At 53.1% G+C, this 26466-nt stretch carries 19 protein-coding genes; 5 read left to right on the top strand and 14 right to left on the bottom strand.

The annotated features are described in order from the left end of the window. Positions 1-15: 15 nt before the first annotated feature. From ACTUJZ_RS06700 to ACTUJZ_RS06690, 3 genes are read right to left on the bottom strand one after another with little or no spacing between them, the layout of a single operon-like run. The gene (locus tag ACTUJZ_RS06700; RefSeq protein WP_463635521.1) at positions 16-2232 is read right to left on the bottom strand and encodes a GumC family protein; all 2217 of its coding nucleotides are present in this window, start codon (positions 2230-2232) and stop codon (positions 16-18) included. A 42-nt stretch (positions 2233-2274) separates the two neighbouring features. Then, complete coding sequence (locus ACTUJZ_RS06695; RefSeq protein ID WP_463635520.1) at positions 2275-2820, bottom strand: polysaccharide biosynthesis/export family protein; 546 nt, start codon at positions 2818-2820, stop codon at positions 2275-2277. After that, a complete protein-coding gene (locus ACTUJZ_RS06690; protein WP_463635519.1) occupies positions 2820-4043 on the bottom strand; it encodes an outer membrane beta-barrel protein in 1224 nt (407 codons plus the stop codon). Before ACTUJZ_RS06690 ends, ACTUJZ_RS06695 begins: the two co-directional genes overlap by 1 nt. A gap of 564 nt (positions 4044-4607) precedes the next feature. On the opposite strand from ACTUJZ_RS06690, the gene ACTUJZ_RS06685 reads away from it, so the two are divergent. Next, complete coding sequence (locus ACTUJZ_RS06685; RefSeq protein WP_463635518.1) at positions 4608-6065, top strand: undecaprenyl-phosphate glucose phosphotransferase; 1458 nt, start codon at positions 4608-4610, stop codon at positions 6063-6065. Positions 6066-6255: 190 nt separating this feature from the next. Here the strand turns inward: ACTUJZ_RS06685 and ACTUJZ_RS06680 are convergent, their stop codons facing one another. After that, positions 6256-7164 (bottom strand): LysR substrate-binding domain-containing protein, encoded by a 909-nt coding sequence (locus tag ACTUJZ_RS06680; RefSeq protein WP_463635517.1) that lies wholly within the window; start codon positions 7162-7164, stop codon positions 6256-6258. A 171-nt stretch (positions 7165-7335) separates the two neighbouring features. Between ACTUJZ_RS06680 and ACTUJZ_RS06675 the strand changes: the two genes are divergently transcribed. After that, positions 7336-8337 (top strand): universal stress protein, encoded by a 1002-nt coding sequence (locus ACTUJZ_RS06675; RefSeq protein ID WP_463635516.1) that lies wholly within the window; start codon positions 7336-7338, stop codon positions 8335-8337. A 111-nt stretch (positions 8338-8448) separates the two neighbouring features. Here ACTUJZ_RS06675 and ACTUJZ_RS06670 read toward each other — a convergent pair whose 3' ends face one another. The 5 genes from ACTUJZ_RS06670 to ACTUJZ_RS06650 form a co-directional block, all read right to left on the bottom strand. Continuing rightward, positions 8449-9720: an inorganic phosphate transporter gene (locus ACTUJZ_RS06670; RefSeq protein WP_463635515.1), complete on the bottom strand. Its 1272-nt coding sequence runs from the start codon at positions 9718-9720 to the stop codon at positions 8449-8451. Between the two features lie 290 nt (positions 9721-10010). Further along, positions 10011-10724, bottom strand: coding sequence for a phosphate signaling complex protein PhoU (phoU, locus tag ACTUJZ_RS06665; protein WP_463635514.1), 714 nt, complete (start codon positions 10722-10724; stop codon positions 10011-10013). A 9-nt stretch (positions 10725-10733) separates the two neighbouring features. Further along, positions 10734-11540: a phosphate ABC transporter ATP-binding protein PstB gene (gene pstB, locus ACTUJZ_RS06660; protein WP_463635513.1), complete on the bottom strand. Its 807-nt coding sequence runs from the start codon at positions 11538-11540 to the stop codon at positions 10734-10736. Positions 11541-11543: 3 nt separating this feature from the next. Further along, entirely contained in the window at positions 11544-13118 is a 1575-nt protein-coding gene (pstA, locus tag ACTUJZ_RS06655) for a phosphate ABC transporter permease PstA (RefSeq protein ID WP_463635512.1), read from the bottom strand. Beyond that, positions 13111-15222, bottom strand: coding sequence for an ABC transporter permease subunit (locus ACTUJZ_RS06650; protein WP_463635511.1), 2112 nt, complete (start codon positions 15220-15222; stop codon positions 13111-13113). The genes pstA and ACTUJZ_RS06650 overlap by 8 nt, the downstream gene beginning before the upstream one ends. Positions 15223-15421: 199 nt before the next feature. Between ACTUJZ_RS06650 and ACTUJZ_RS06645 the strand changes: the two genes are divergently transcribed. From ACTUJZ_RS06645 to ppx, 3 genes are all read left to right on the top strand, one after another. After that, entirely contained in the window at positions 15422-15928 is a 507-nt protein-coding gene (locus ACTUJZ_RS06645; protein ID WP_463635510.1) for a glycine cleavage system transcriptional repressor, read from the top strand. 115 nt (positions 15929-16043) lie between these two features. Then, positions 16044-18113 (top strand): polyphosphate kinase 1, encoded by a 2070-nt coding sequence (ppk1, locus tag ACTUJZ_RS06640; RefSeq protein ID WP_463635509.1) that lies wholly within the window; start codon positions 16044-16046, stop codon positions 18111-18113. An 8-nt stretch (positions 18114-18121) separates the two neighbouring features. Then, on the top strand, positions 18122-19651 hold the full coding sequence (gene ppx / locus ACTUJZ_RS06635; RefSeq protein ID WP_463635508.1) for an exopolyphosphatase: 1530 nt from the start codon (positions 18122-18124) through the stop codon (positions 19649-19651). On the opposite strand, the gene ACTUJZ_RS06630 is transcribed toward ppx, so the two are convergent. The 5 genes from ACTUJZ_RS06630 to tkt all read right to left on the bottom strand — a co-directional run bounded on the left by ACTUJZ_RS06630 (position 19612) and on the right by tkt (position 26413). Beyond that, positions 19612-20814, bottom strand: a complete 1203-nt coding sequence (locus ACTUJZ_RS06630; RefSeq protein ID WP_463635507.1) for a GGDEF domain-containing protein — start codon at positions 20812-20814, stop codon at positions 19612-19614. The genes ppx and ACTUJZ_RS06630 overlap by 40 nt on opposite strands. A 341-nt stretch (positions 20815-21155) precedes the next feature. After that, positions 21156-22055, bottom strand: coding sequence for a fructose bisphosphate aldolase (locus ACTUJZ_RS06625; protein ID WP_463635506.1), 900 nt, complete (start codon positions 22053-22055; stop codon positions 21156-21158). Positions 22056-22165: 110 nt separating this feature from the next. Then, on the bottom strand, positions 22166-23341 hold the full coding sequence (locus ACTUJZ_RS06620) for a phosphoglycerate kinase (protein ID WP_463635505.1): 1176 nt from the start codon (positions 23339-23341) through the stop codon (positions 22166-22168). Positions 23342-23394: 53 nt separating this feature from the next. Beyond that, positions 23395-24414, bottom strand: coding sequence for an erythrose-4-phosphate dehydrogenase (epd, locus tag ACTUJZ_RS06615; protein ID WP_463635504.1), 1020 nt, complete (start codon positions 24412-24414; stop codon positions 23395-23397). A 4-nt stretch (positions 24415-24418) separates the two neighbouring features. Then, entirely contained in the window at positions 24419-26413 is a 1995-nt protein-coding gene (gene tkt / locus ACTUJZ_RS06610) for a transketolase (RefSeq protein WP_463635503.1), read from the bottom strand. Positions 26414-26466: the final 53 nt, after the last annotated feature.

The following is a 26466-nucleotide window of genomic DNA, read 5'->3' as shown; positions in this document are numbered from 1 at the left end:
CTCCTGCCTGGCTCGCTAGCTGGCATTATAGCCGTACTGATCATAAAAACCACCGTAGCGCTCCGACACATCTGAGCGACGCAGATCCACCTGATTCAGCACTACTCCATCGACCCGGTGACCCACCTGTAAAAAGCGGCCCAGGCCATTTTGAATCATCTTCTCACTGGTGCTGTCTGCGCGCACCACATAGATCACCGAATCACAGGACTTAGACACCACCATGGCATCACTGACCGCCTGAGTGGGCGCGGTATCCACCACCACGTATTTATAGTGTTTTTTCAGATAGGTGATGAGCGCTTCAAAACCTTCGCCGGCCAGCAGCTCCTGCGGGTTGGACGGAATACTGCCGGCACAAATCAGATCGATGCCGGATTGCTCATCATGCACCAGACACTCATCCAGTGAGTGGGTTTTCATGGTCAGGTTAGACAACCCCGGCTGATAATTGGGCACATTGAAGCGCTTGCCAATGGACGGGCGACGCAAATCGGCATCCACCAGAATGGTTTTATCCAACTGGCCTAAGGCAAAGGCCAGGTTTGTAGATACCGTGGATTTGCCTTCTTTAGGCACACTGGAGGTGATCAGGATCGCCTGGTTTTCTTTTTCCAGATTGGTCAGCGATAAGCTGGTGCGCAAGGTTCGCACAGCTTCGCTGAACTGATGATACTGACTGTCGAAAAATGCCCGCAGCGGCATGCTTTCTTTGCGTTTTTGCGGGATCAACGGGATCAGGCCCAGCATTCGCTGACCCAGTTTTTTCTCCACATCTTCCACCGAGCGTACGCCGCTGTTAAGCGCTTCAAGCACAAATGCCAAAAACACGCCAAAGCCAAAACTGATTACAAAGGCTGCACCAATTAACAGGCTGCGATTGGGCTTGGCCGGATTATTGGGCGGCACCGCCGGATCCAGAATACGCGCATTGGCCGACTCGAAGCCGCCAATTTCGCTAGTTTCTTTTAACCGGGTAAACATGGAGTTATATAACTGCTGATTGATATCCACCTCGCGTTGCAACGCGCGGCGCTGATTTTCCAAGCCGGAAAGCTTGCGATACTCCGACTTGGCCTCCGACACTTCCTGTTGCAGGGTGCTGACCCGCTCCTGGGAGGCGCGATACTGGGTCGTAATACTGGAAATCAAGTCGCGGATCTGAGTCTGCAACGTATTTCGCACCGAGCTGAGCTCAGCCTGCGCAGCCACCATTTTAGGATGTTTGGGTCCGTACACCTTGCTCAGTTCACTGACCCGGCTTTGCGCTTCGGCTTCCTGGCGGCGCACACTTTGAATGCTGGGATGATTCAACACTTCTGGTAAACGAGCCAGCGCGCCGATATCCGCGCCATTGCGCTGGGTTTGCTCATAGATAGTGCGGTTTTGCTTGAGGGTCGACTGTGCTTTGAGCAGCTGATCGCTAAGCTCTTCAAGCTCTTCGGCAGCCAGCCCCACCACGCCGTTGGACAAATTGACCAGCTGATTGTCTTCGTAAAAATCGGTCAGCGCGCGCTCGGCGTCTTCCAGCTTATCTTTTAAGCTTTCCATGCTTTCGGTTAAAAAGGAGGTGGCTTTGGTGGTCATGTCCACCTTGGCCTGCAGGTAGTTTTCCACATACACATCGCCCATAGTATTGGCGATGCGTGCCGCCAGTTCCGGCGATTCACTGATGGCGGTGATCTCTATCACCTGAGTGTTGTTCACCAGCTTGACCGAAATCGAGGCCATCAGTTTGTTGATGGCCGCCTGGCGGCGCTTTTCAGCCTTTTGCGTTTCGGTTAGCGATTTAGTCTGCTTTTCCTGCAGGAATGGCAACTGGTCTTTAAGCCAGGCCTTGGCATCTTTTAATGGCGTAAAGCCGCCAGAGGATTGCGGCATAAATACCGGATCATTCGACAAATCCAGTTCATCCACCGCTCGTGACGCCACCTGGCGCGACTGAATGATCTCATACTGAGTCTGCATGTAGTCTTTACGCGTGGTGTCAGACTTATACACTTCTTCAATCGACATCAGATTGGCCGGCTGCGATTCTATCAACAAGCTGGCGGTGGCCGAATAGATGGGGGTCATTTTCATGACAATTAAGCCCACCAGAATGGTCGATAAGATGGCTAACAGGATAATGCGACCAGCATAGCGCTTAAAGACCTGCCAATAATGGGCAAAATCGATGGTTTCGTCATCGAGTATATTGGCCTGCAGCTGGTCCCTCATTTTACTAGACATAGCGTATCCTTAAAAAACGGCTAAAAACAAATACGTAAGCGGTCAGAAAAAGCGCTGTGGTACGGTTATAATGTCACCCGGCTGGATCATATGGCCCACTTCCACTTCCAGAGACTGTGGCTGGCCATTTTTGTCGCGGATGATTTGAATATCAGAGCGTGATGCCCGTTCGGTATACCCGCCAGCCAGCGCAGCGGCTTTGTTTACTGTTAAGCCTGGCTGATACGGATAACCGCCGGGGGTTTTCACTTCACCGTCGATAAAAAACGGCCGGTATTCCACAATAGACACCGCCACCGACGGGTTGACCAGGTATTCGCCCTGCAGCCCTTTAAAGATCAAATTTTCCACTTCGGTCAGCGTGAGGCCGACCAGTTTCAGCTCGCCCAGAAACGGGTAGTTGATTTTGCCGACATCCGGGATGCGGGTTTCCATCGACAATTCGCTCTGGCCAAATACATTGATCAGAATCTTGTCGCCAACCCCCAGCCGGTACTGGCTCATGTTCATGTTGCCCTGTTGGGCCATTGCCTGCCCGGCCAGTGTTAGCAACAGCATGGCCAGTACTATCCTCACGCTTGCTCTCATTACAAGGTTACCTTTGCTGTCAGACCCACCACGTTACGGTCGAATTCGACCAGCTCGCGGTTGCTGTCCCGTTGATTAATTTGATAAAACGCGCCCAGAGTCAGCCAGCGCCGAAATGCGTAATCAGCGCCCAGCTTGAGCCGGGTGGTATTGTCGTCGCGCAAATTAGTGGCCTGCCCGACAAACTCTTCGGTGGCATAGGCCAGTTCAGCGCGGGTCGAAAACCGCTCCAGCCAGTGATGCTGCCAGTCCAGACTGACATCGCGGCTGCGAATATAGTCCGCCTGACTGTTGGTTTCCCGGGTATTGGCACTGGTGGCCAGGCTCACTGTGGAGTACGACACCGGGGACCAGCGCATGCCCACTTCCCAGGCCACGCCAGAAAAATCTTCGCGGCCGGCATCCACAAAGCGTTTTTGCTGATACCCCAGTTTGGCAAAACTGCGGGTATAGCTATTGGCATGCCAGGTTACCCCGGCCAGCAGGGTATTTTCATCCGAGTCCAGCGAATTCCCAGGCTGAGCGGTTTGGTCGTAGCGGATTTGCTGACGCTGGGCATCCAGCACCACGTCGGTGTTTGGCGCTACCTGATAAAAAAATGCTGCGCCATAACGCAGATAGTCGCGGTCCCGAAACATCAAAAAGTCCGCAGCCCGCTCATCGTCGATGGCCGGACGTGTATCATAATCCATTTTTTCGTAGCCGGCAGATAATTCAACCCGGCCCGCGGTGCTGGGCGCCCCGTAAATATAGGTGCCATCGAGGCGGCCATTTTTAAAGGTGTCTGGCGAAGCCAGCGCATTGCCAAAACCGTTGGAATACACCCGGCCGCGGTCATCGTGGCCATCTTCGAAGGCGGCGCTGACAGTCACCGCGTGGCGTGTGTCCAGGGTAAAGTCACCGCGGGCGTGAGCAAAATGATCGGTGTAGTTATCCGCTTCACTGGAAAAATAATCGCCACGCTCTAAACGATAACCGACTTCAAGCTGATGCCCGCCGATTTCGGTCTGCGCGGTCAGCTGGGGCGCTACAATGCTTAGCCAGCTATCGATTTGGGCCTGATCATCGCTGCTGTAGGTCACATTACCGACATGCTGCAGCTCGGTATTCAGTACCGGGATCACATCGACCTTGTCCCATTGTAATTTACCGGCTTGCTGCGCATGAGCCAGCCCGGTGCCCAACAGTGACATTGCTACCACACTGGAAGCTTGTTTTATCATGTTCTCTCCGAAATTTGATGCATACTGACAACAGATAAAGTTCGCTACCTTTACGCCGGCCTGTTTGGCGCCGGCACGCCTACAAACTTGCCAAAGCGCATCAGAGCAGCGTTGGCAGGCAGTACCGCAGGCAGAAAAGTAACGCCTGATAATGTTCGAATTCGAACGCGGCACAGGCCTATGCCAGATGTATGCCAGTGGTGAACAATAAAAACAGCAAGGGTGTATACAGTAAGGCAGGATGAGGCCAGGCGCAGGGTGAGCCTCATTCTTTTTTGCTACTCTATTTTTTGTAGTGCAAAACTTTGATGCGATTATAATGTGGTAAAAAATCCACAAGCGCACCAGAGGGTTGTCCGGCCTACCGCGAATGCCGGCCACTAGTAATCAACCACTTACTGCAGGCATAAAGCGGAACATTTTGTGCAAATCTGGAATAGTTTGTGCAGACAACCTGTTACGTATGTGCTGTACCAGCATCAACCAGGTTTTTATTTTAGTGGTGTGTGACGTCGGACGGGCCTTTGTTGTTCTGGGCTCACCACTTATCGGAGTGAATGGGTTATGAAATTCAATCTACTGCAAAGTCAGGCGCTAAATAGCAACAGTGCCACGCGCGACGGCAGACGAAGTGGCATTACCGGGCATTATCAAAGCAGCTTTTCCACCTTGTACCGGTTAATCGACCTGTCGCTGATTACCGTCTGTTTTTATGCGGCGGTGTTTCATTATGAGCTAACCCTCACCACCACCGGTATGATTTTGTTATTTATCAATGTGGTATCGTTTCAAATGGCCGCTGAGGCGTTTGATTTGTACCGCTCCTGGCGCAGCAGCCCCACCAGCTCCATGATTAAAAATACTATTGGCACCTGGTTACTCAGCTTCTGTGTCACCTTGCTATTGGGCTTTTTATTTTCACACAGTGTGACCCTGTCGCCGGACATGATGCTGTTCTGGTTTACCGCTTCCTTTGGTGTGTTAGTGGTCTGGCGGATTGTGATGCGGCAGTTTTTATTTAAGATCCGCCGCAGCGGCATGAACACCCGTTCGGCCATTATCATTGGCGCCACCCATACCGGTTACGATATGGCCGAACAGATGATCCGCAATGAACATCTGGGGATCCACTTTATGGGTATGTATGACGACCGCCCCAGCGATCGTTTGGAGGGCGAACAACCTCATGATATCAAAGGCTCCATTGACGATGCGATTGACATGGCCAAACGTCATCAGGTGGACTATATCTATATCGCGCTGCCCACTGCTGCTGAAAACCGCATTCGAGCCATTCTGGAAAAATGCAGCGACACCACCGCCAATGTGTATTTAATCCCGAATTTCTTTATGTATTCATTGCTGAACTCGCGCTGGCAAACGGTGGGTAATGTGCAGGCCCTGAGTATTTACGACACCCCGTTTCAAGGCTCCAGCGATGTGCTTAAACGAATTGAAGATGTGGTAGTTAGCAGCATCATCCTGGCTTTTTTGGCCCTGCCGATGCTGGCCATTGCAGCTGCGGTTAAACTGACCTCACCGGGCCCGGCCATTTTCAAACAAAAGCGCTATGGCCTGGATGGCAAAGAAATCACGGTGTATAAGTTTCGTTCCATGACAACTCAGGATAATGGTACCGACGTAAAGCAGGCGACTAAAAATGATCCGCGGGTCACTAAGCTAGGCGCGTTTTTACGCAAAACCTCGCTGGACGAGTTACCGCAGTTTATTAATGTGCTGCAGGGACGGATGTCCATAGTCGGCCCAAGGCCCCATGCAGTGGCGCATAATGAGCAATACCGCAAGCTTATTACCGGCTACATGCTGCGCCACAAAATCCGACCCGGCATCACTGGCTGGGCTCAGGTAAACGGCCTGCGCGGCGAAACTGAAACAGTTAACAAGATGGCTAAACGGGTGGAATACGATCTTGATTACATGCACCGCTGGTCGGTCTGGTTTGATTTAAAAATCATTGCCAAGACGGTGCTGGGCGGATTTTCCGGCAATAATGTGTACTGATGCCAGGCTGGCAGGGCGTAGATTGCGCTGTATTAACACTTTGTAATTTTTGCCCGCGGTTGGTACCGGCCTACCGGCTGATTCAGTGATACCCAATCTACTTAAATGGCTGGCTTGTCGGCCATTTTGTTGTAAACTTTCTTCTTTAATCCGCTACCCGTTAGCTGACACTGGTACTTTTGTAGCAGGGCTAGCGCAAGGTTGGGATCGGTAACAGGGGCGATAAAATCTCACCGATGCGGCGAAAAAGACGCATGCGCGTGGTACCGCCCCGCCAGACCAGACCAATCTCCCGGTAGGCTTTGTCTTCGGCTGGCATTGCACACAGTTCGGTGTTCTTGATGATATCCTGATTGATGGCCAGCTCCGGCAAAAAGGTATAACCCAACTTGCTGTTAGCCAGCTGAACCAGGGTGTACAGGCTGCTGGCCGCCAATGAACTGACCTGCTCCTGATGCTGCAGATTACAGGCACTGACCGCATGGCCGGTCATACAATGTTCCTGCTGCAATAAAAAGATGCTCTTTTTTGGCAGGCTGGCAATATCCAGCGGGGTCGGTAAGTCATCCGTCAGCTCCTGATGTGCCACCAGATGGAACGGATCGTGCCCCAATATCATCTGCTTGCAGCCCGGGGTCTCCATGGGCAGGGCCAGCACCAACAGATCAAGCTCGCCGTCAGTGAGTTGTTGCAACAGATTGCCGGTGGTGTCTTCCTGCAACTCCAGATTGATATCCGGCAAAAATGAATCAAATGCGCCGATCAGCCCTTCAAATAAAAACGGTGCAATAGTGGGGATCACGCCCAGGCGAAGTTTACCCCGCTGCCAGTTACCGGCGTTTTGTGCATACTCCACCAGCTCACCGGCTTCCTGCAAAATCAGCTTACTGCGCTCCACCACATCCAGGCCCAGCGAGGTGAACACAAAGGTCTTATGCTCACGCTCCAGCAGCTGCGAGCCAAAATGTTCTTCCAGATTCTGGATGGCGGTACTCAAGGTTGACTGGCTAACATTGCAGCGAGCGGCGGCGCGGTGAAAATGCTGTTCCTGATGCAGAGTGACCAGATAATGCAGATGTTTCAGATTAGGCCATTTCATAAATACTATTTTCGATTGATATTTTTAATATTAATCTAGCATACAAATTACCCGGCAGCCATACCCACAAAAGCTTCACATAAGGTGAGCAAGACCGCTTTTCTCAGCCTATATACTTATAGACAGGTGGACTGACACACCAGCAGAAATATCAAGATGCCAGAGGCTGTCATGAAAGGACATTTTACCAATATTATCTGCGTGCTGAATGACACGCACAAACAAGACGAAGTGGTGGCACAGGCGATCCATGTGGCCAAGCGCCATCAGGCCGACCTGACCGTAGTACTGACGTTAGAATCGCTGCCGCCCAATGCAAATATGGTGATGCAATCGTTTGCTTACCTGGAAACAGAGACGTCGATGGAAAATGCCGCGCAGGGCTGGCTGGAAGACCAAGCGAACCAGTGGCGCCAGCAATATCCGCTGCGCACCGAGGTCAAGATTGGCCATAGTGATGAAAAGCTTATCCAATATATCGTGCAACACCAGTTTGACCTGGTCATCAAGCTGTCAGAGGCCGACTTTTTAGACCGGCTGTTGGGCAGCAAGGACATGCAGTTACTGCGCAAGTGCCCCTGCCCGGTCTGGGTGGTCCATCAGGGCAACAGCCGCCAGTACGACACCATCGTGGCCTGTGTAGATCTTAATTACCACTATCCGGCCCATGAGATTTCGGTGCGCAAGCGCCTCAACCTGGATATTTTACGCTACGCAGCCCAGGTGGCGCTGATGGAGTTTGCCCAGTTGCACATCGTGCACGTGTTTGATGCGGTACCAGAAAATATTTTACGCGGCGGCTTTATTTCTGTGGATGAGGATAACCTGCAAAATGATTTGCATACCATCTATGCCGAGCGCGATGCCGAACTGGATCGGCTGCTGGACCAGCTGGACAGCGAGCTAGAGCCAGGTACGCTGGATTATTTGCAGCCGCAACGCCATATTGTGCACGGCTACCCGCGGCGCGAAATTGCGGCCACGGCCAAATCACTGGGTGCCAAAGCGGTGGTAATGGGCACAGTGTCACGCCTCGGTGTGCCTGGCTACATGATGGGCGACACTGCCGAAGAAACCATCAGCCAGCTGGAGTGCGCCATTTTAGGCATCAAGCCAGAAGGGTTTATTGGTGGCGAGGCGCCCGCCGGTAATACCACCTCCGACAGCCACTAGCAGGCGTTATAAACAACACAGCCGGCAAGGATTCCCTTGCCGGCTGTGGCAGACTACCTGGTTGTTCACCTTAGCGCTCAGGCAATATGCTTGAGCCTTCAGCCGCTAAATTTAAGCTACGTTAAACACGCCCTTGAGCAGGTAGAAGAAGATAATCGACAGGATGGCTCCGGCCGGTAGTGTAATCACCCAGGACACCACAATATTGCGTACGATGCCCAGGTTGAGTGCTGATACACCTCGTGCCATACCAACCCCAAGTACCGCCCCTACCAGGGTTTGGGTGGTCGAGATAGGCAGGCCCGTGCCCGAGGCGATCACCACGGTACAGGCTGCGGCTAATTCAGCAGCAAAGCCTCGGCTGGGGGTCAAGTGGGTGATCCCCTGACCAATGGTTTTAATCACCCGGTGGCCGAACAGAGCCAGACCGGCCACAATACCTAATCCGCCCAACGGCAGGATCCACGGGGCCAGCTCGGCGTTGGCATTGATCATACCGCCTGAACTCACCACACTCACTACCGCCGCCAGCGGACCGATAGCGTTGGCCACATCATTAGAGCCGTGGGCAAACGCCATACAACAGGCAGTGACCACCATCAGGATGGCAAACACTTTTTCAATGTTGGCAGCCTGCAAATCCGCATCATGAGACTCGCTGTAATGCACTTTTTTGATCCAATGCCGGCCCAGGAACGCCAACGCCACACCGATAGCAATGGCCAGCAAATAGCCATTTAGCGACGATAATTCCATGCCCACATGCTTAAGGCCTTTTTTAATGGTGACCAGCGACATGACAAAGCCCGCCAGCGCCATATAAAACGGTACATAGCGTTTGGCATTTAAAAAGGGTTTATCGGTTTCGAAAATCAGCTTCTGTGCACTCATAAAGATGAGATAAGCAATCACTCCGGAGATCGCCGGTGTCACCACCCAGCTGCCCACGATACCCCCGACTTTGCCCCACGAGACTGCATCCATACTGACACCGGTGGCGGTAAAGCCAATGATGGCACCAATGATGGAGTGCGTGGTGGAGACCGGCCAACCCAGCCACGATGCCAACGCCAGCCAGATGCCAGCGGCAAACAGCGAGGCAATCATGCCCAGCACCAGATAATCAGGTTTATCGGTAAAAAAGGAGGAGTCGATAATGCCTTTTCGAATGGTCGAGGTCACCTCGCCCCCGGCCAGATAAGCGCCGGCAAATTCGAAAATCATTGCAATAAAGATCGCCTGTTTGATGGTCAATGCCTTTGACCCGACAGACGTACCCATTGCATTTGCAACATCGTTGGCGCCAATTCCCCACGCCATAACAAACCCTACGACCGCAGCCAGCAGGATTAAGGTTGTTCCATAGTTTTGCAGAAGTTCCACAGGTAAAATACTCCTGAACTACTTTTGGCTGACGCCAGAATGCGCCGGGCGCGTACAATGAATTTGGCGCCTCTGAATCACGGCGCTGGTGGAGCGTAACAAACGGTATTTGGTGTTAAGCATAGGTCAATTTTTAAACTGATCTCTGTTTGGCTGCGCGCATGATAACGTAATCACTTTAATTGCCATAGTCCAAAATTCAGTTAATCAGGCAAATCGAATAAATCATCTCAGACTTGTTGAAATTAACATCAAATATTTCAGTTTTATGACAGCGCCGCCCAAACGGCTTACAGTTTGTCTAATTTTTGTTCCAGATTTTCCAGCGGGGTGTGCCGCACATCCTCACCCCGGGTCAGGGTCACCACATATTCACAGATGTTTTTACAGCGATCCCCTACCCGCTCCAGCGAGCGTAGCGCCCACAAGATTTCCAGCCAGTCCTGCATCGAATCGGTTGAGCGTTCCATCTCAGTCACGATAAACGCCAGTAGCCGCTTGTACTCGCTGTCGATGTCATTGTCCTGGTCATACACATCTAGCGCCGCATTGTCATCCTGACGAGCAAAAGCATCAAACGTGCCGCGCATCATCGCCGCCACTTTTTCACCGATAGACAGCATACTGCTTTTCACGGTTTCCGAGCTGGGCAGCTTGCGCTTAGTCACCAGCCGCGCGATGCGCTCAACTTCATCACCCATACGCTCGATATCGGTGATGGCTTTGGAGATGATCATCACCAGGCGTAAGTCGGTGGCAGTGGGATGGCGTTTAGCAATGATGCGCATGCATTCTTTGTCGATCTGCATCTCCATGGAATTGATTTTGAGATCATTCAGCGCCACTTTTTCGGCCAGACCGGCATGATTGAGCTTGATGGCTTTTAGGGTATCGATTAACTGTTGCTCAACCTCGCCGCCCATGGTCAGCACCGAATTACGCAGGTTTTCCAGTTCGGTATTAAACTTTCCGGAGATGTGAGTGTTAAATGCTATTTGTCGCATGGACAGCCCTTAGCCATAGCGGCCGGTTATATAATCTTCGGTGCGTTTTTTTGCTGGCGTGGTAAACAGAGTGTCACTGTCAGAATATTCAATCAGCCGCCCCTGATGCAAAAACGCCGTGTAATCAGACACCCGCGCAGCCTGTTGCATATTGTGGGTCACGATCACAATAGTACAGCGGGTTTTTAGTTCTGCTATCAGCTCTTCAATAAACAGTGTGGTTAGCGGGTCCAGCGCCGAAGTGGGTTCATCCAGCAGCAAAATCTGCGGTCGCAATGCCAGCGCCCGGGCGATCACTAACCGTTGTTGCTGGCCGCCGGATAACACCGCAGCCGATTCAAACAGGCGGTCTTTGACTTCTTTCCACAACGCAGCTTCTTTTAACGCCCGTTCAACCGCATCATCCAGTTGGCGACGTGCTTTGATGCCCTGTAGGCGCAGGCCGTAACACACATTATCAAAAATGGTCATGGGAAATGGGTTGGGTTGTTGAAACACCATGCCCACCTCGGTGCGCAGAGCCGACACATTTTCTTTGCGGCTGTTGATATTGCGCCCGTCCATGATGATCTCACCCGAATATTTGCACTGCGGGTGCAAATCGTTCATGCGATTAAAGCAGCGCACCAGGGTCGATTTGCCGCAGCCGCTTTGGCCAATCAGCGCGGTCACCCGATGCTTAGGAATGCGCATAGAGATAGACTCCAACACCTGCTTGTGGCCAAACTGCAGGCTTAAATCCTCTACCCGGATAGCTGTCTGCTCGTCGCTTAAGGTATCAAGTTCGAGCTGTTCATGGTCAAAAAGTGTCAGCATGGGTTACCTTTGTTGATAGCGTCGGCGCAAGCGCGCACGCAGGATCACCGCCAGAATATTAAGCACAAATACTACCACCAGCAACAGCAGACAGGCGGCAAACATCATCGATGCACTTTTGGCATCGGTCTGGCTGTGAAAAGCGCCATCGTAAATCAATACACCCAGATGCATAAACTGGCGGTCCAGATGCAAAAACGGAAATTCGCTGTCCACCGGCAGATTGGGTGCAAATTTGACTGCCCCTACCAGCATTAGCGGCGCCACTTCACCGGCGGCCCGGGCGATGGCCAAGATCACGCCGGTCATGATGCCTGGCGAGGCCATAGGCAAGATGGTGTGCCACACAGTCTCGGCTTTGGTGGCCCCCAGCGCATAGCTGCCGGCTTTCAAATTTTCTGGCACATTGCGCAGGCCCTCTTCGGTGGCCACAATCACCACCGGCAGGGTCAGTACCGCCATGGTCAGCGCTGCCCAAAACACCCCAGGTGTGCCCATGGTGGGGGCCGGTAGGGTATCTTCAAAAAACAGTGCATCGATACTGCCGCCTACCCCATAGATAAAAAAGCCCAACCCGAATACCCCATACACAATAGATGGCACCCCGGCCATGTTGGCCACACACACCCGCAACATGGCGGTGAGGCCATTATCCGGCGCATATTCGTTCAAATACACCGCAGCCAGCACGCCAAATGGGGTGACGATGATCGTCATTAAAAACACCATCAGCACAGTACCAAACAAGGCTGGAAACACGCCGCCGGCCGTATTGGCCTGCTTGGGCGACTCGCTTAAAAAACGCCAGATGCGGCTACCAGCCACCGCCAACTTGTCGACCAGCGACAGCTGCCCCGGGTAGCTTAGCCGGTAAATCTGGTTGAGCGGCAAGGTATAGTTTTCGCCTTGCGCAAAGGCAACAGTAAGTACATACTCACTACGCTGCTGCTCAAGTTTAACAACCTTTTGATGCCAATGATTGAAGGCGCGATTCAGACGCTGGCGGGCTGGTGCTTTGGCACTAACATTGCGCCGATCCAACTCGGTCAGTTGGCGATGAATATCGGCCAGCTGGGCATCGCGTAGCTCGGCAATCGTGGCTTCGATTTTTTTGACCTGCTGCATCTGGCGCGTAAAGGCGGATACCGGCAACTCCGGGTGGCCGGGGCTGGCCAGCGCCACCGGCCGGGCCAGCATCTGGCGGCCATCGTGCAAACTGATGCGAGCCGCCTGTTCAGCCAGCTCAATTTGCAATAATTGCTTATCATTTAGCAATGCCTGGCGCCCAAAGGGCGCATCGGCGGCCGAGTACTGCAGCCAGCGCACCGGCTCACCGTCTTCTTCAAAATGGCTCTGGTTTTGCCCGAACACCTGCACCGACCCACTGCCATCGCTGCGTTCAAACACTACCTGGTAGATGGGTTGCGGCCAAAAATAGCCACCTCCCCGTGCTACTATCAATAGCACAATGCTGACCATGGCTAATAGCAAGACAGCCGTGAAAAAAGCCCCAATACTGATAAAAAACGCCTGGCGCTGGTCGGGGGACAAGCCGTGGCCGCGAAAAAAACTAATCATGGCGTAAATGCCTGCGTAAGCGCTGTCGCAACAACTCAGCCACCGTGTTTACCGCAAAAGTAAACGCAAACAGAATGCACGCGGTCAAAAACAAAATCTGATAATGGGTGCTGCCGACATCGGCCTCGGGCAGCTCAATGGCCAGATTGGCAGTGAGCGCACGCAGGCCCTCCAGCAAACTCCAGGACGCAATGGGCGTATTGCCGGTGACCATTAATACAATCATGGTTTCACCAAAAGCGCGGCCAAAACCAAACATGATGGCGGCTAAAATGCCCGGCCGGGCCACATGCAGTACCACCCGTTGCAGGGTTTGTAAGCGAGTGGCGCCCAGAGCAAAGGAGGCATGTTTGAGATCATCAGGTACCCCGGCAATAGCATCTTCGGTCAGCGAATAAATACTGGGCGAGATGGCGATCCCCAGTGCCAGCGCGACCACGATGGTGGTTTTGCCGATGGGGCTGGTGGTCTGCCCGGTCAGCTCGTCCATATCGGCCACACCAAGCAGGCTTAGCAATCCGTCAGACGCAGAGGCCATGCTGACATACCCCAGAACGAGGATCCCCAATATAATCAAGGGCAGTTCCAGTCCTGGCCGCCAGCGTCCAAAGCGGGTCAGCAAGGCCTGCTGCAGCATCGCCCCGGCCAATAGTAAAAACGGCACAGTCATCAGAAAAAAGGCGATGGCAAACAGCATATTGGCAGCCAGCGGCGAGAGCCAGATTGCAGCAATAAAGCCAATCAGAACCGACGGAATCGCCTCGAGCATTTCAATGGCGGGTTTAACACTTTGCCGCAATCGTGTGCGGGCAAAAAAACCGGTGTAGATGGCAGCCCCCACCGACAGTGGGATAGCTATCATCAGGGCCAGCAACGCTGCTTTAAGACTGCCCATCAATAACGGCACCAGACTGTATTTTTGCTCCTGATAATCCGACGCACTGGAGGTCTGCCAAATATGCATGGGTTGACTGTAGCCTTCATAGATCTGCGGCTCAAACAGCGACGCCCAGGTAGTCACCCCAGACAAATATGCCACCCGGTAATACAACAGATCCTGCGGGCCGAATAAATACAGCCGATCGGCATACCAGCTGATACCGTTGACTTGAGCCGGCACACGGCTGTCGGTCACCTGCTCGCCACTGATCCGGTTGTATAAAAGTAAGTGGTTACTATCAGTGGTGATCGCAAGCGCATTGTTACTGGGGTGGGCAGCCAGCGCGGTGGGCAAAGTGCCCCGGGGCAAGGTCAGGGTGTTGGCCGGCAGATAGACCAGACGGCCCTGTTGGTTTTTCAGCACCCAGCGAGTCAGCCGGCCGGTCTCGGTGGTCAACAGCAAGGTCCGATTTTTTGGCAGGGTCTGCCACCAGCGTAACGCCGGCATGCTGTGCCGGGCCAAAATGTCGCCGTCCATACTGACAAAACGCAGGCGCTGTTGCTGATACACGGCCAGTTGTCGGGTATTGGGTAACGGCAGCAGTTTAGCGTCGGTGGCAAACACCTGGTCGCGAATACGGGTGGGCTGGCGCCGGTGCACCCAGCGCACAAATTGTTTGTCCGCGGTAGTGACGATGGCCACCACCCAGTCATCTGACAAGCTGATTTGCCATTGTTGCTGGGCGGCCCAGATAGCCGGCGGCAGAGCAAAGGAAAACCCGGTGGGCAGGTTGTCGGTGCCTTGCCCCAGCACCGGCTGGCCAGTCGGTGTCGGCTGTAAATTCTGCACCCGGGCCAGCCGCACCAGACCGGAGGCGGACACGGTAGCCAGATAATGTTCGCCGGCCAGGGTCAGCATATGCGCGGCTTGCTCGCACGGCCGGTGTAAGGTGCGGCTGGGGCTCAGCGTATCGTTTTTAAGGATGCTTAGATTCAGCGTGCAGGATGGCCCCATCGTCATGGCCGGCTGGCGTTCGACCAAATCCGCGCTACCTACAAAAATATTGTCTGGCGGGGCGGTCACATGCTGTTGCAACGAAAACTGTGGGCTTAAGGCCAGCGGCAGGGCCTGGCTGAGCAAATGGCCAATCAGGATCAGCAGCGTCAGCAGCACCAGCGCGCCAAAGGTGGTCACCACCACCCGCATTCGCAGATCTTTACGCATGCGTTGCCGGTTTTTTGTTCTGATGCTAAAAATCATGCTGAATAACGGCGCTTTTTGTGTGCAAATTGCGGTGGTTAGGCGCGTATGATGTGGTATTTTATGGGCTATTATCAAGCTAAAGTTGTCCCGCGGCAACCTTCACAGGCTGGCCCGGGTGCAGGCAACCCTAACCACAGACAACCAATAAGGCGGGCTAGTTATGCAACCAGTTGTGATCACCATCATGGGAAAAGACAAAACCGGGATTGTTGATGCTGTTGCCAAGCGTGTGTATCAGCATGGCGGAAACTGGCAGGGGAGCAGTTTTGCTCATATGGCCGGCATGTTTACCGGCTTTGTGGAAGTGCTGGTGCCTGAAGACCGGCATCAGGAGCTGGTGGCGGCCTTAGACGGCCTGCCGGATCTGTCGGTACAGGCGGTCTCGTTGAAAAAGGACGATTCTCCTTTTGCCGATACTCTGTCCGTCGAAGTCATGGGCAACGACAAGCCCGGCATTGTGCAGGAACTCACTAGCACCTTGAACCAGTTCAACTTAAGCATCGTGACATTTTCTTCTTCCTGTGAAAGTGCTCCCAACTGGGGCAGCCTGATGTTCAAAGCCAAAGCAGTGGTGCGGGTGCCTGAAGCGTTTGACCATGCGCCGTTGCAGTCAGCGTTAGAAGCGCTGGCCAATGATCTGGTAGTGGATATCACCACCCACGCTTAATACCGGCCGCGCTGCCTATGCGTTCAGCATCCGCAGTGCCGGTACAGGCTGTCATGGGCGTGTCATCCCAAGCTGACACGCTGTGCTGTTACTGACAAATTCACAGAAGACTCTTATGGAATCGCAAACGCTGTACTATCCTAAAGAACTAAGCTGGCTGGCCTTCAACGAGCGGGTGCTGCAGGAAGCCGCCGATAAAAACAACCCGGCAGTGGAGCGCATCCGGTTTTTAGGCATTTATTCTAATAACCTGGACGAATTTTACCGGGTGCGTGCGGCCGATGTGAAACGCCAGATCACTATTGCGCAAAACGATGGCAATGACGGTGAAGCCGACAGCCAGATTGCGTTGATGGATCAAATCCAGAAAAAAGTGGTGGCATTGTCCAACAAGTTTGACCAAATCCACAAAGAGGTGGTCAAAGAGCTAGCGCGCTACAACATTTTTATCCTGCGTAAGCAGGAGCTTGATGACTACCAGCGCACCTGGGTGCGCAACTTTTTTGTCAATAAGATCCTGCGCCACATTGCGCCCATCCTGATTGATAAAAAAACTGATGTGCTTAGCCGGCTTAATGGCACTGCGGTATATTTGTATGTGGCAATACGGCGCAAAGACCGCACAACGCGATATGCCGCGCTGCAAGTGCCTACCCAGGAGATGTCCCGCTTTGTGCAGATCCCGCCGCAAAAAAGCCGCAAGCGCAAACATATTGTGCTGTTAGACGACATCATTCAGTTGTGTCTGGAAGATATCTTTCGTGGCTTTATCAAATACGACAGCCTGGAAGCTTTTTCCTTTAAGATGACCCGCGACAGTGAATACTCAATCAATGATGAGATTGATGAGAGCTATGTGGAGAAAATGTCGGAAAGCATGAAGCAGCGCCTGATTGCCGAGCCGGTGCGGGTGATTTATGACAACCAGATGCCCGAGGACATGGTTAAAGACTTGCGCAAACGGCTCAAGATCACCTCGTTGGATACCATGCACGCTGCTGGTCACTACCGCAATTTTAAAGATTTTATCGGCTTTCCCAATGTAGGCCGTGAATATTTAGAGCATCAACCCTTACCGGCGCTGGACGCGAAGGATTTTTCCCGCTTTAACACGGTGTTTGATGCCATCACCGCCCATGACATTTTGTTGTACTACCCGTACCACCGCTTTTTGCACTTTACCGAATTTGTGCGCCAGGCTGCCTTTGACCCCAGCGTCAAATCCATTCGCATCAATATTTACCGGGTGGCCAGTAATTCCCGAATCATCAATTCACTGATTGATGCGGTAGACAACGGCAAAAAAGTCACGGTGGTGGTGGAAATACGTGCACGCTTTGATGAAGAAGCCAACATTGAATGGTCAAAACGCATGACCGACGCCGGGATTCGGGTGGTGCTGGGCGTGCCAACGCTAAAAATTCACAGCAAACTGTGCCTGGTTTCCCGCGAAGAGCGTGGTAGCCTGGTGCATTATGCCCATTTTGGTACCGGCAATTTCAACGAAAAAACCGCTAAAATCTATACCGACTTTAGCCTGTTTACCCGCAATCAAGAACTGGCCGAAGAAGCGGTCAATGTGTTTGATCTAATTCAGTATCCATACCGGCGTTACAAATTTCAGCATCTACAAATTTCGCCGCTCAATGCCCGTACCAAGATCCAGTCGCTGATCCGGCAGGAAATTCAGCATCTCAAAGAAGGCCACCCGGCCGAAATCACCTTTAAGTTGAACAATCTGGTCGACAAAGAACTGATTGATGATCTGTACCGCGCCAGCCAGGCCGGGGTGAAAATTCGCGGGCTGGTCAGGGGCATGTGCTCACTGGTGCCAGGCCTGCCTGGAATCAGCGATAACATCAGAATTATCTCTATTGTAGATCGGTATTTGGAACATCCTCGGGTGATGATCTTTGGCGGCGGCGGTGACCGCAAGGTGTTTATTTCGTCGGCCGACTGGATGACCCGCAATATGGATAATCGTATTGAGGTGGGCTGCCCGATTTATGACAAGCGCCTGCAGCAACGCATTGTGGATATTATCGAGCTGCAGTTTCGTGACACCTTAAAAGCGCGGGAAATTGATAAAGATCAGGTCAACCGCTATGTGGATCGTGGTAATCGTAAAAAGCTGCGTTCACAAATTGAAATTTACGGCTATCTGAAAAAGCTGGAAAACGAGTAACCATCGCTATGACACAACAAGAATCGGCACTGGATAGTGCCGCCAGCCGCGATGTGACCAAGGTCGCCGCGCTGGATATCGGCTCGAACAGTTTTCATCTGGTGGTGGCACGCATTAATGCCGGCTCGGTGCAAATTCTGCACCGGGTCAAACAAAAGGTGCGCCTGGCCGCGGGGTTATCCGCCGATAACATCTTAAGTGAAGAAGCCATTTTACGCGGCCTGGAAACTTTAGAGGTTATCGCCCAGAGCCTGCGAGGGTTTGCCCCGGATTCGGTCAGGATTGTGGCCACCCACACCCTGCGCCGGGCCCAGAACGCCAAAGACTTTATTCGCCGGGCGCGGGCCATCCTGCCCTACCCGATTGAAATTATCTCCGGCCAGGAAGAAGCCCGCCTGATTTATTCTGGCGTGGCCCACACCAGCCATACCGATGGCCGACGCCTGGTGATTGATATTGGTGGCGGCTCCACCGAGTTTGTGATTGGTGAAGGTTTTGACCCACTGATTTGTTCCAGCCTGCAAATGGGCTGTGTGTCCTATACTGAACGCTTTTTTGCCGATGGCACCCTGACTAAAGAAGCGTTTAAAGCGGCGGTATCAGCTGTTGAGAAGGAGCTGGAAATCATTCAGGACAAATTTCAGCATTTGGGCTGGCAGCAATGTATCGGTACTTCCGGCACCATGAAAACCCTGTTTAATCTGGCCCAGCGGGATCGCACCAATGGTCATGCCGTGCCGGTGACTCTGAAATGCTTAAAATTACTGATGAAGCAGTTTATTGAAGCCGGACATGTGGATCAGTTAAATATGGCTGAGATCAGTGAAGATCGGCGCGCAGTGGTGGCCGGCGGACTGGCCATCCTGATTGGCATCTTTAAAAGCTTACAGCCCAGCGGACTGGAATACTCATTAGCCGCTTTGCGTGAAGGGGTGCTGTACCAGATGGAAGATGAGCTTCACCATGCCGATATTCGCAGCCGCACCGCGGCCAGCCTGGCCACACGCTACGATGTGGATATCGCCCAAGCCAATATGGTGTTAAACACCACCCGCTTTTTATTTGACCGCTGTGCCAAAGCCTGGAAACTCAAACAACAGGATTTTCGCAGTATGCTGGGATGGGCAGCCACCCTGCATGAAGTGGGTCTGCAAATCAATTCCCGTGGGGTTCAGCGCCATTCCGGCTACATTTTGTCCAATGTCGACATGCCCGGCTTTACCGAGGAGCAACAACAACTTCTAGCCACCCTGGTACGCTTTTATCGTAAAAAAATCAAAAATGCAGAGATCCCTGCTTTCAGCCAGTACGACCCTCAGAGTGTGCGCTGCCTGATTGGCCTGCTGCGGCTGGGTGTGCTGCTGAATATCAAACGGCAGGAAATGTTTTTGCCCGAATTTGCCGCCCGCGCCGGCAAACGCCAGTTACGCTTATCGTTTCCCAAGGGCTGGCTTGACCAGCGCCCTGTGTTATCGGCCGATCTGGCGCAGGAGCAGGATTACTGGAAAGCCATCGATATGGAATTGTCGATTGGCTGAAGGCCCTGATGAGCACTGACCACCCGGTTACGTCCCTGATGTTTGGCCCGGTACAACACATCATCGGCAGCTTTCATGCAGGTACTTAGTTCATCCTGCGGCAGCATCGGTACCAGGCCAAACGAGGCGGTTAAAAACACTGTCTGGCCATCGGCGCATAAGGCGCTTTGGGCGATTTGCTGACGCAGCCGCTCGGCTAGGCTGTGTGCCTGGGCCAGTGTGCTGCCGGGCAGTAACATCAAAAATTCCTCACCGCCCATACGGATCAGCACATCCTCCTTACGCAGGCCGCTGTAAAGTTGCTGGGAAAAATGATGTAGCGCTTTGTCACCAATCTGATGACCATAGGCATCATTGACCTGTTTGAAATGGTCGATATCACAGACCAGCATACACAATGGCTGTTTAAGCTGATGGGTGCGCTGCACAATGTCCTGGGCATAGTCATGCAGATAATGCCGGTTTTTGCAGCCGGTCAGAGGGTCCTTGTAGATCTGGCGGCGCAACCGAATCACCAGCGAATGGATCACCGACACTACAAACCCCAGCATAAACAGCAGCTCTAACACCACGATGGTGCCAAACGCATATAGAGCCTGCTGGGCCGCTGGCGGCGTCATGCCAAGCATATACACCGGCATAGCAATACTCAGACTGATGCTCACTCCAACCAGCAGCCGGAATAACAAGCGATCACCTAAGTTGCGCCGATCCATTAATTTGTATTTGAGCCGGGCTGCCAGCGCCAGCGGGATAAGCACACTGATGGCCAGGGTGGCATCAGCAATCAGTACGGGCCAGTTCAACGCCCAGCCAGCCACAGACAGAATCTCCACCACTACCAGATGCGCTCCGATGAGGCGTTTGCGATGCGTCCCTACCGCACAGCCATGGCGCTTGAGCACCGTAGCGAGCACCAGATAGGCTGCGCCTACCATACTCAGTTGATAGCCCAGCGCATGCAGCCAGTGAATGTCCAAAAAGCATAAACATAAAAACAAATACCCCAGCCATAAGGAAAACAAAAACCAGCGGGCATACAGGCCGGAGCTGGCTTTATGACGTTGCGACGGGGCCGGCAAAGCGTAGGTAAAGACACTGCCAACCAGTGTTACCAGGCCAAGAATGGCGATTTGTAAAATAATCGGTGTCAGGTTTTCCACTCTGTGCCCGCCGTTATCGAGTGTGCTGCAGGGTTATCCTACGCCCTGCTAATAAGCATAAGTCAGCCTCGGAAATTCGACTAGTTAGCCAATAGTCGATGGTATCGTCAGAGATACCCAAGCACGATGTTGCAATGTGGCAGGTGTGGTGGCCGCCCATTTAGCTAAAAATCAGGGAGGCTGCATGATACAGACCGGGTCACACTGTGCCCTGACAGGCACTGGCGGCACCCGGGTTAGGTATTAAAAGCAGCACAGTGGTTGTATTTTTGTGTGGCGGCAAAACAGTCAGGCAAAAAAAAGCGGCCACCAGGCCGCTTTGATATTTGGTCAGGCTCGCATTATTTGCGCGAGGCCTGATAGATGGACTCGATGGCTGTATCCAAAGTCTGCTCGAAGTCCTCATCACTTTGCTGAGCATTGATCCCTTCGGTCAGCGCGCGCGAGAAGCTGGCAATCATGCCATTATTTTGCGCCAGCTTGGCATTGGCGTCTTCGCGGCTGTAACCACCGGATAAAGCCACCACTTTAAGCACTTTAGGATGCTCAATCAGCGCCTGATAAAAATTGGCTTGTTCGGGCAGCGTCAGTTTCAGCATCACATATTCGCCGTCATTGAGCTTGTCGAGATGCTCCATAATGGCTGTTTTGAGCATTTCTTCGGCTTGTGCTTTTTGCGGGCTATGGATATCCACTTCCGGCTCAATGATGGGCACCAGACCGGCAGCAATGATTTGCTTGCCAATTTCAAATTGCTGCGAAACCACCTCATTGATGCCATCCTGGTTAGCCATTTTGACTACCGAGCGCATCTTGGTTCCAAATACATCCTGTTGGTTAGCTTTTTCCAGCAAATCCATCAGGTTAGGCATAGGCTTCATGGTCTGCACGCCATTTTTTTCGTCGTTCAGGCCTTTGTCTACCTTCAAAAAGGGCACTACCTGTTTTTCTTCCCACAGATAGCGGGCACTGGCTTTGCCTTTGATTTCACGGTCCAGGGTGTTCTCAAATAAAATCGCGCCTAAGACACGCTCACCATTGAACGGGGCACTGGTAATGATGCGAGTACGCATCTGATGCACCTGAGCAAACATTTCTTCATCGCCGCTGTATTGCGATTCTTCAATGCCGTACAGACGCAGCGCTTTGGGCGTACTGCCCCCGCTTTGGTCCAGAGCAGCGATAAAGCCGTCGGCTGATTTGATTTTTTCCAGCATTTGGTGTTGGGCTTGTGATGCCATGAGCAGCACTCCTTGTTGGTTTTTCTGCTATTGCTAGCAGGCGTAGGGTTTATAATTATGCCCGGCGAGCATCACTGTTCGCCGGGAGTACCTCTTACTGCAGCTGGATATTATTGATTTTTTTGTTCCAGTACTGCCACAGCCGGTAGGGTTTTGCCTTCCAGAAATTCCAGGAAAGCCCCGCCACCGGTAGAGATGTAAGATATCTTATCAGCGATTTGATATTTATCGACCGCGGCCAGTGTGTCCCCGCCCCCCGCAATGGAGAAAGCGTCACTGGCTGCAATGGCTTCGGCAATCGCCTTGGTGCCGGCGCCAAACTGATCAAATTCAAATACGCCCACCGGCCCGTTCCAGACGATGGTACCGGCATTTTTTAATACCGCTTTTAATGCATCTGCCGATTCCGGGCCGATATCAAAAATCATATCATCATCGGCCACTTCTGCCACTGTTTTCAGGTGTGCCGGCTCGTCCTCAGAAAAGGCCTTGCCCACCACCACATCGGTAGGGACCGGAATTTCTCCGCCATTATCTTTGGCCTCCTGCATCAGACGCTTAGCTTCCTCCACCAGGTCCATTTCCACCAGCGACTTACCGACATTGTGGCCATTGGCCGCGATAAAGGTATTGGCAATGCCGCCTCCCACAATCAACTGATCAACTTTAGGGGCCAGGGTTTTCAATACGGTAAGCTTGGTGGATACTTTTGAGCCACCCACAATGGCCACCATGGGCCGTTTTGGGTTATCCAACGCTTTGCCCAGCGCATCCAGCTCGGCCGCCAGCAGCGGGCCGGCACAGGCTTTGGGTGCAAATTTGGCCACCCCATGGGTGGAGGCCTGGGCGCGGTGAGCCGTGCCAAAGGCATCCATCACAAATACATCGCACAACGCGGCGTAGCGCTTGGCCAGGCTTTCGTCATCGCTTTTTTCGCCAGTGTTGAAGCGCACATTTTCCAGCACTACCAACTCATTGGGGTTAGCGTCCACCCCGTCCAGATAGTCTTTGGCCAGACGCACCGGCACATCCAGCGCATCATTAAGATAATCCACCACTGGCTGTAACGAAAATTCGGCTTCTGGCTGGCCTTCTGTAGGCCGACCCAGATGAGACATCACCATGACTGCGGCGCCGGCATCCAGCGCTTTTTGAATGGTGGGTAACGACGCTTTAATGCGTGCATCAGAGCTGACTTTGCCGTCTTTGACCGGCACATTCAGATCCTGACGGATCAATACCCGTTGACCTTGCAGATCGCAATCCTGCATACGTGGAATAGCCATATTGTCTCCCTTGTTAGTTGAAGGCAGCCGGTCAGGCCGGCCTGCCGATATATTTACTCTACACTGCCGGCATGATACATCGCCTGGGCGGTGTCTATCATACGGTTTGCAAAGCCCCATTCGTTATCGCACCAAACCAGGGTTTTGACCAGCTGGCCATGGCTGACCCGGGTCTGGGTGCCATCGACAATGCATGAATGAGGGTCGTGATTAAAATCTACCGACACCAGTGGCTCTTCGGTATAGTCTAAAATGCCGGACAAGCGGCCCTGACGGGCAGCTTTGAGCGCCTGGTTGACTTCGCTGATGCTGACCCGTTCAGCCAGGGTCACACTCAAATCCATGGCGGTGACATTGATGGTGGGCACGCGCACCGCGATGGCTTCAAATTTGCCGGCAAATTGCGGCAAAATGCGTTCAATTCCCCGGGCAAGGCGGGTATCCACCGGAATGATGGACTGACTGGCTGCACGGGTCCGGCGTAAGTCATCATGGTAAGCATCGATCACCATCTGATCGTGCATGGATGAATGAATGGTGGTGATAGTGCCGCTTTGCACGCCAAAGTGGCTGTCCAGTACCTGGATTACCGGCACTATGCAGTTGGTGGTGCAGGAGCCGTTAGACACCAGCTTATGCTGCGGGCGCAGCGTATCTTCATTGCTGCCAAAGATGATGGTGGCATCCAGATCGCCACTGCCAGGCTGTGAAAACAGTACCTTTTTAGCACCGGCCGCTAAATGCGCCTCGCCGGCTGCCCGGTCGCTATAGGTACCGGTGCAATCAAGCACCACATCCACCGCCAGCTCCTGCCACGGCAACCCGCCGATATCGTCACAGGCACTCAAGGCAATGGTATCGCCGGCCACCTCCAGGTGATGATTTTTTAAGGCAACATCAAAACGAAACCGCCCGTGGGCGGTATCGTATTTGAGTAAATGTGCAATGCCTTCAGGTTTGGCCACCTCATTGATAGCCACGACGCGAATGTGCTGATTGCGCCCGGTTTCATACAGGGCGCGCAGCACATTTCGACCAATTCGGCCAAAGCCGTTGATGGCAATTCGCAGCATCGGCTTACAGTAACGACCTGGCAGCCTCAACAACCGCGTCAGTGGTAATGTTGAAGTGTTTAAACAAGTCTCCCGCTGGCGCAGACTCACCAAAGGTGTCCATGCCTACAACCGCACCGGTGTAGCCCACATATTTGTACCAGCTGTCTTTGGCCAGTGCTTCCACCGCTACGCGCTTGCTTACCGCAGCAGGCAGCACCTGTTCACGGTAGTCCGGCGACTGACGATCAAACACATCGGTAGACGGCATAGAAACCACCCGCACCAGGGTGCCGGCGTCGGCCAGTTGCTGCGCTGCTTCCATGGCCAACTGCACTTCCGAGCCGGTGGCAATCAGGATCACATCCGGCGTACCGTCGGTGTCTTTTAGGATATATCCACCTTTTTCCACCAGTGCCAGTTGCTTATCGGTGCGTTCTTGTTGCGGTACACCCTGACGGGTAAACACCAGTGTGGTGGGGCCATCGGTGCGCAAAATCGCCTGTTTCCAGGCCACTGCTGACTCCACCTGGTCACACGGACGCCAGTTGTCAAGGTTCGGGGTGGAGCGCAGCGCCACCATTTGTTCCACCGGCTGGTGAGTCGGGCCATCTTCGCCTAAGCCAATAGAATCATGGGTATACACAAAAATTGCCGGCGCTTTCATCAGCGCCGCCATGCGTACCGCATTACGGGCATATTCCATAAACATCAGGAACGTGGCACCGTAGGCTTTAAAGCCGCCGTGCAAGGTGATGCCATTCATCATGGCTGACATGCCAAATTCACGCACGCCATAAAACAAGTAGTTGCCGCTGGCATCGTCTTTGGTCACCCCTTTGGAGTCATCCCATAGAGTCAGATTGGAGCCGGCCAGGTCAGCCGAGCCGCCCAGCAATTCGGGTAACAACGGGCCGTAGGCATTCAGTGCAGCTTGCGAAGCTTTACGAGTCGCCACAGTTTCCGGGTTGGCTTGCAGCTTGGCGATGTATTCGTCAGCTTTGGCGACAAAATCAGCCGGTACTTCATTGGCAACGCGGCGTTTAAATTCTGCGGCCAGTTCCGGGTACGCTTCTTCGTAGCGGGCAAAGGCATCGTGCCAGTCTTGCTCGGCTTTTTGGCCGCGCTCTTTGGCATCCCACTCAGCGTAGATGTCTGATGGCACTTCAAAAGCCGGTGCAGTCCAACCCAGCTCTTTACGGGTCAGTTCAATTTCATCTTCACCCAGCGCGGCGCCGTGACAGCTTTCTGAGCCTTGCTTATTCGGCGAGCCAAACCCGATGATGGTCTTACAGATAATCAACGTTGGCTGACTGGTATTGGCACGAGCGCTTTCGATGGCCTGACGCACCTGGTCAGCATCGTGGCCGTCCACATGCTCAATGACCTGCCAGTTATAGGATTTAAAGCGCGCAGCAGTATCGTCGGTAAACCAGCCTTCCACTTCGCCATCAATGGAGATGCCGTTGTCATCATAAAAGGCAATCAGCTTGCCTAAGCCTAAGGTGCCGGCCAGCGAGCAGCTTTCGTGCGAGATCCCTTCCATCAGACAGCCGTCACCTAAAAAGGTGTAGGTATAGTGATCAACAATGTCGTGCTCAGGCTGGTTGAACTGCGCTGCCAGTACTTTTTCGGCAATTGCCATGCCTACGGCATTGCTCAAGCCCTGGCCTAATGGGCCAGTGGTGGTTTCCACACCCGGCGCATAGCCATATTCGGGGTGACCCGGGGTTTTAGAATGCAATTGACGGAAATTTTTCAGCTCTTCAATCGGTAGCTCGTAGCCGGTCAGGTGCAGCAACGAATACAGCAACATGGAACCGTGCCCATTGGACAGTATAAAGCGATCGCGGTTTGCCCAGTCTGGGTTGGTAGGGTTGTGTGACAAATAATCACACCAAAGCACCTGTGCAATATCGGCCATGCCCATAGGGGCGCCCGGATGGCCGGATTTTGCTTTTTGAACTGCGTCCATACTTAACGCACGAACAGCATTGGCGAGTTCTCGACGAGTGGGCATGATGTCTCCTGGTTTTGTTCCAACGGACCAGCACATACGTAAGCACGACTGTT

This window comes from Alteromonas sp. WD8-37 (assembly GCF_055326825.1).
This window is presented reverse-complemented; position numbering and strand designations above follow the sequence as displayed.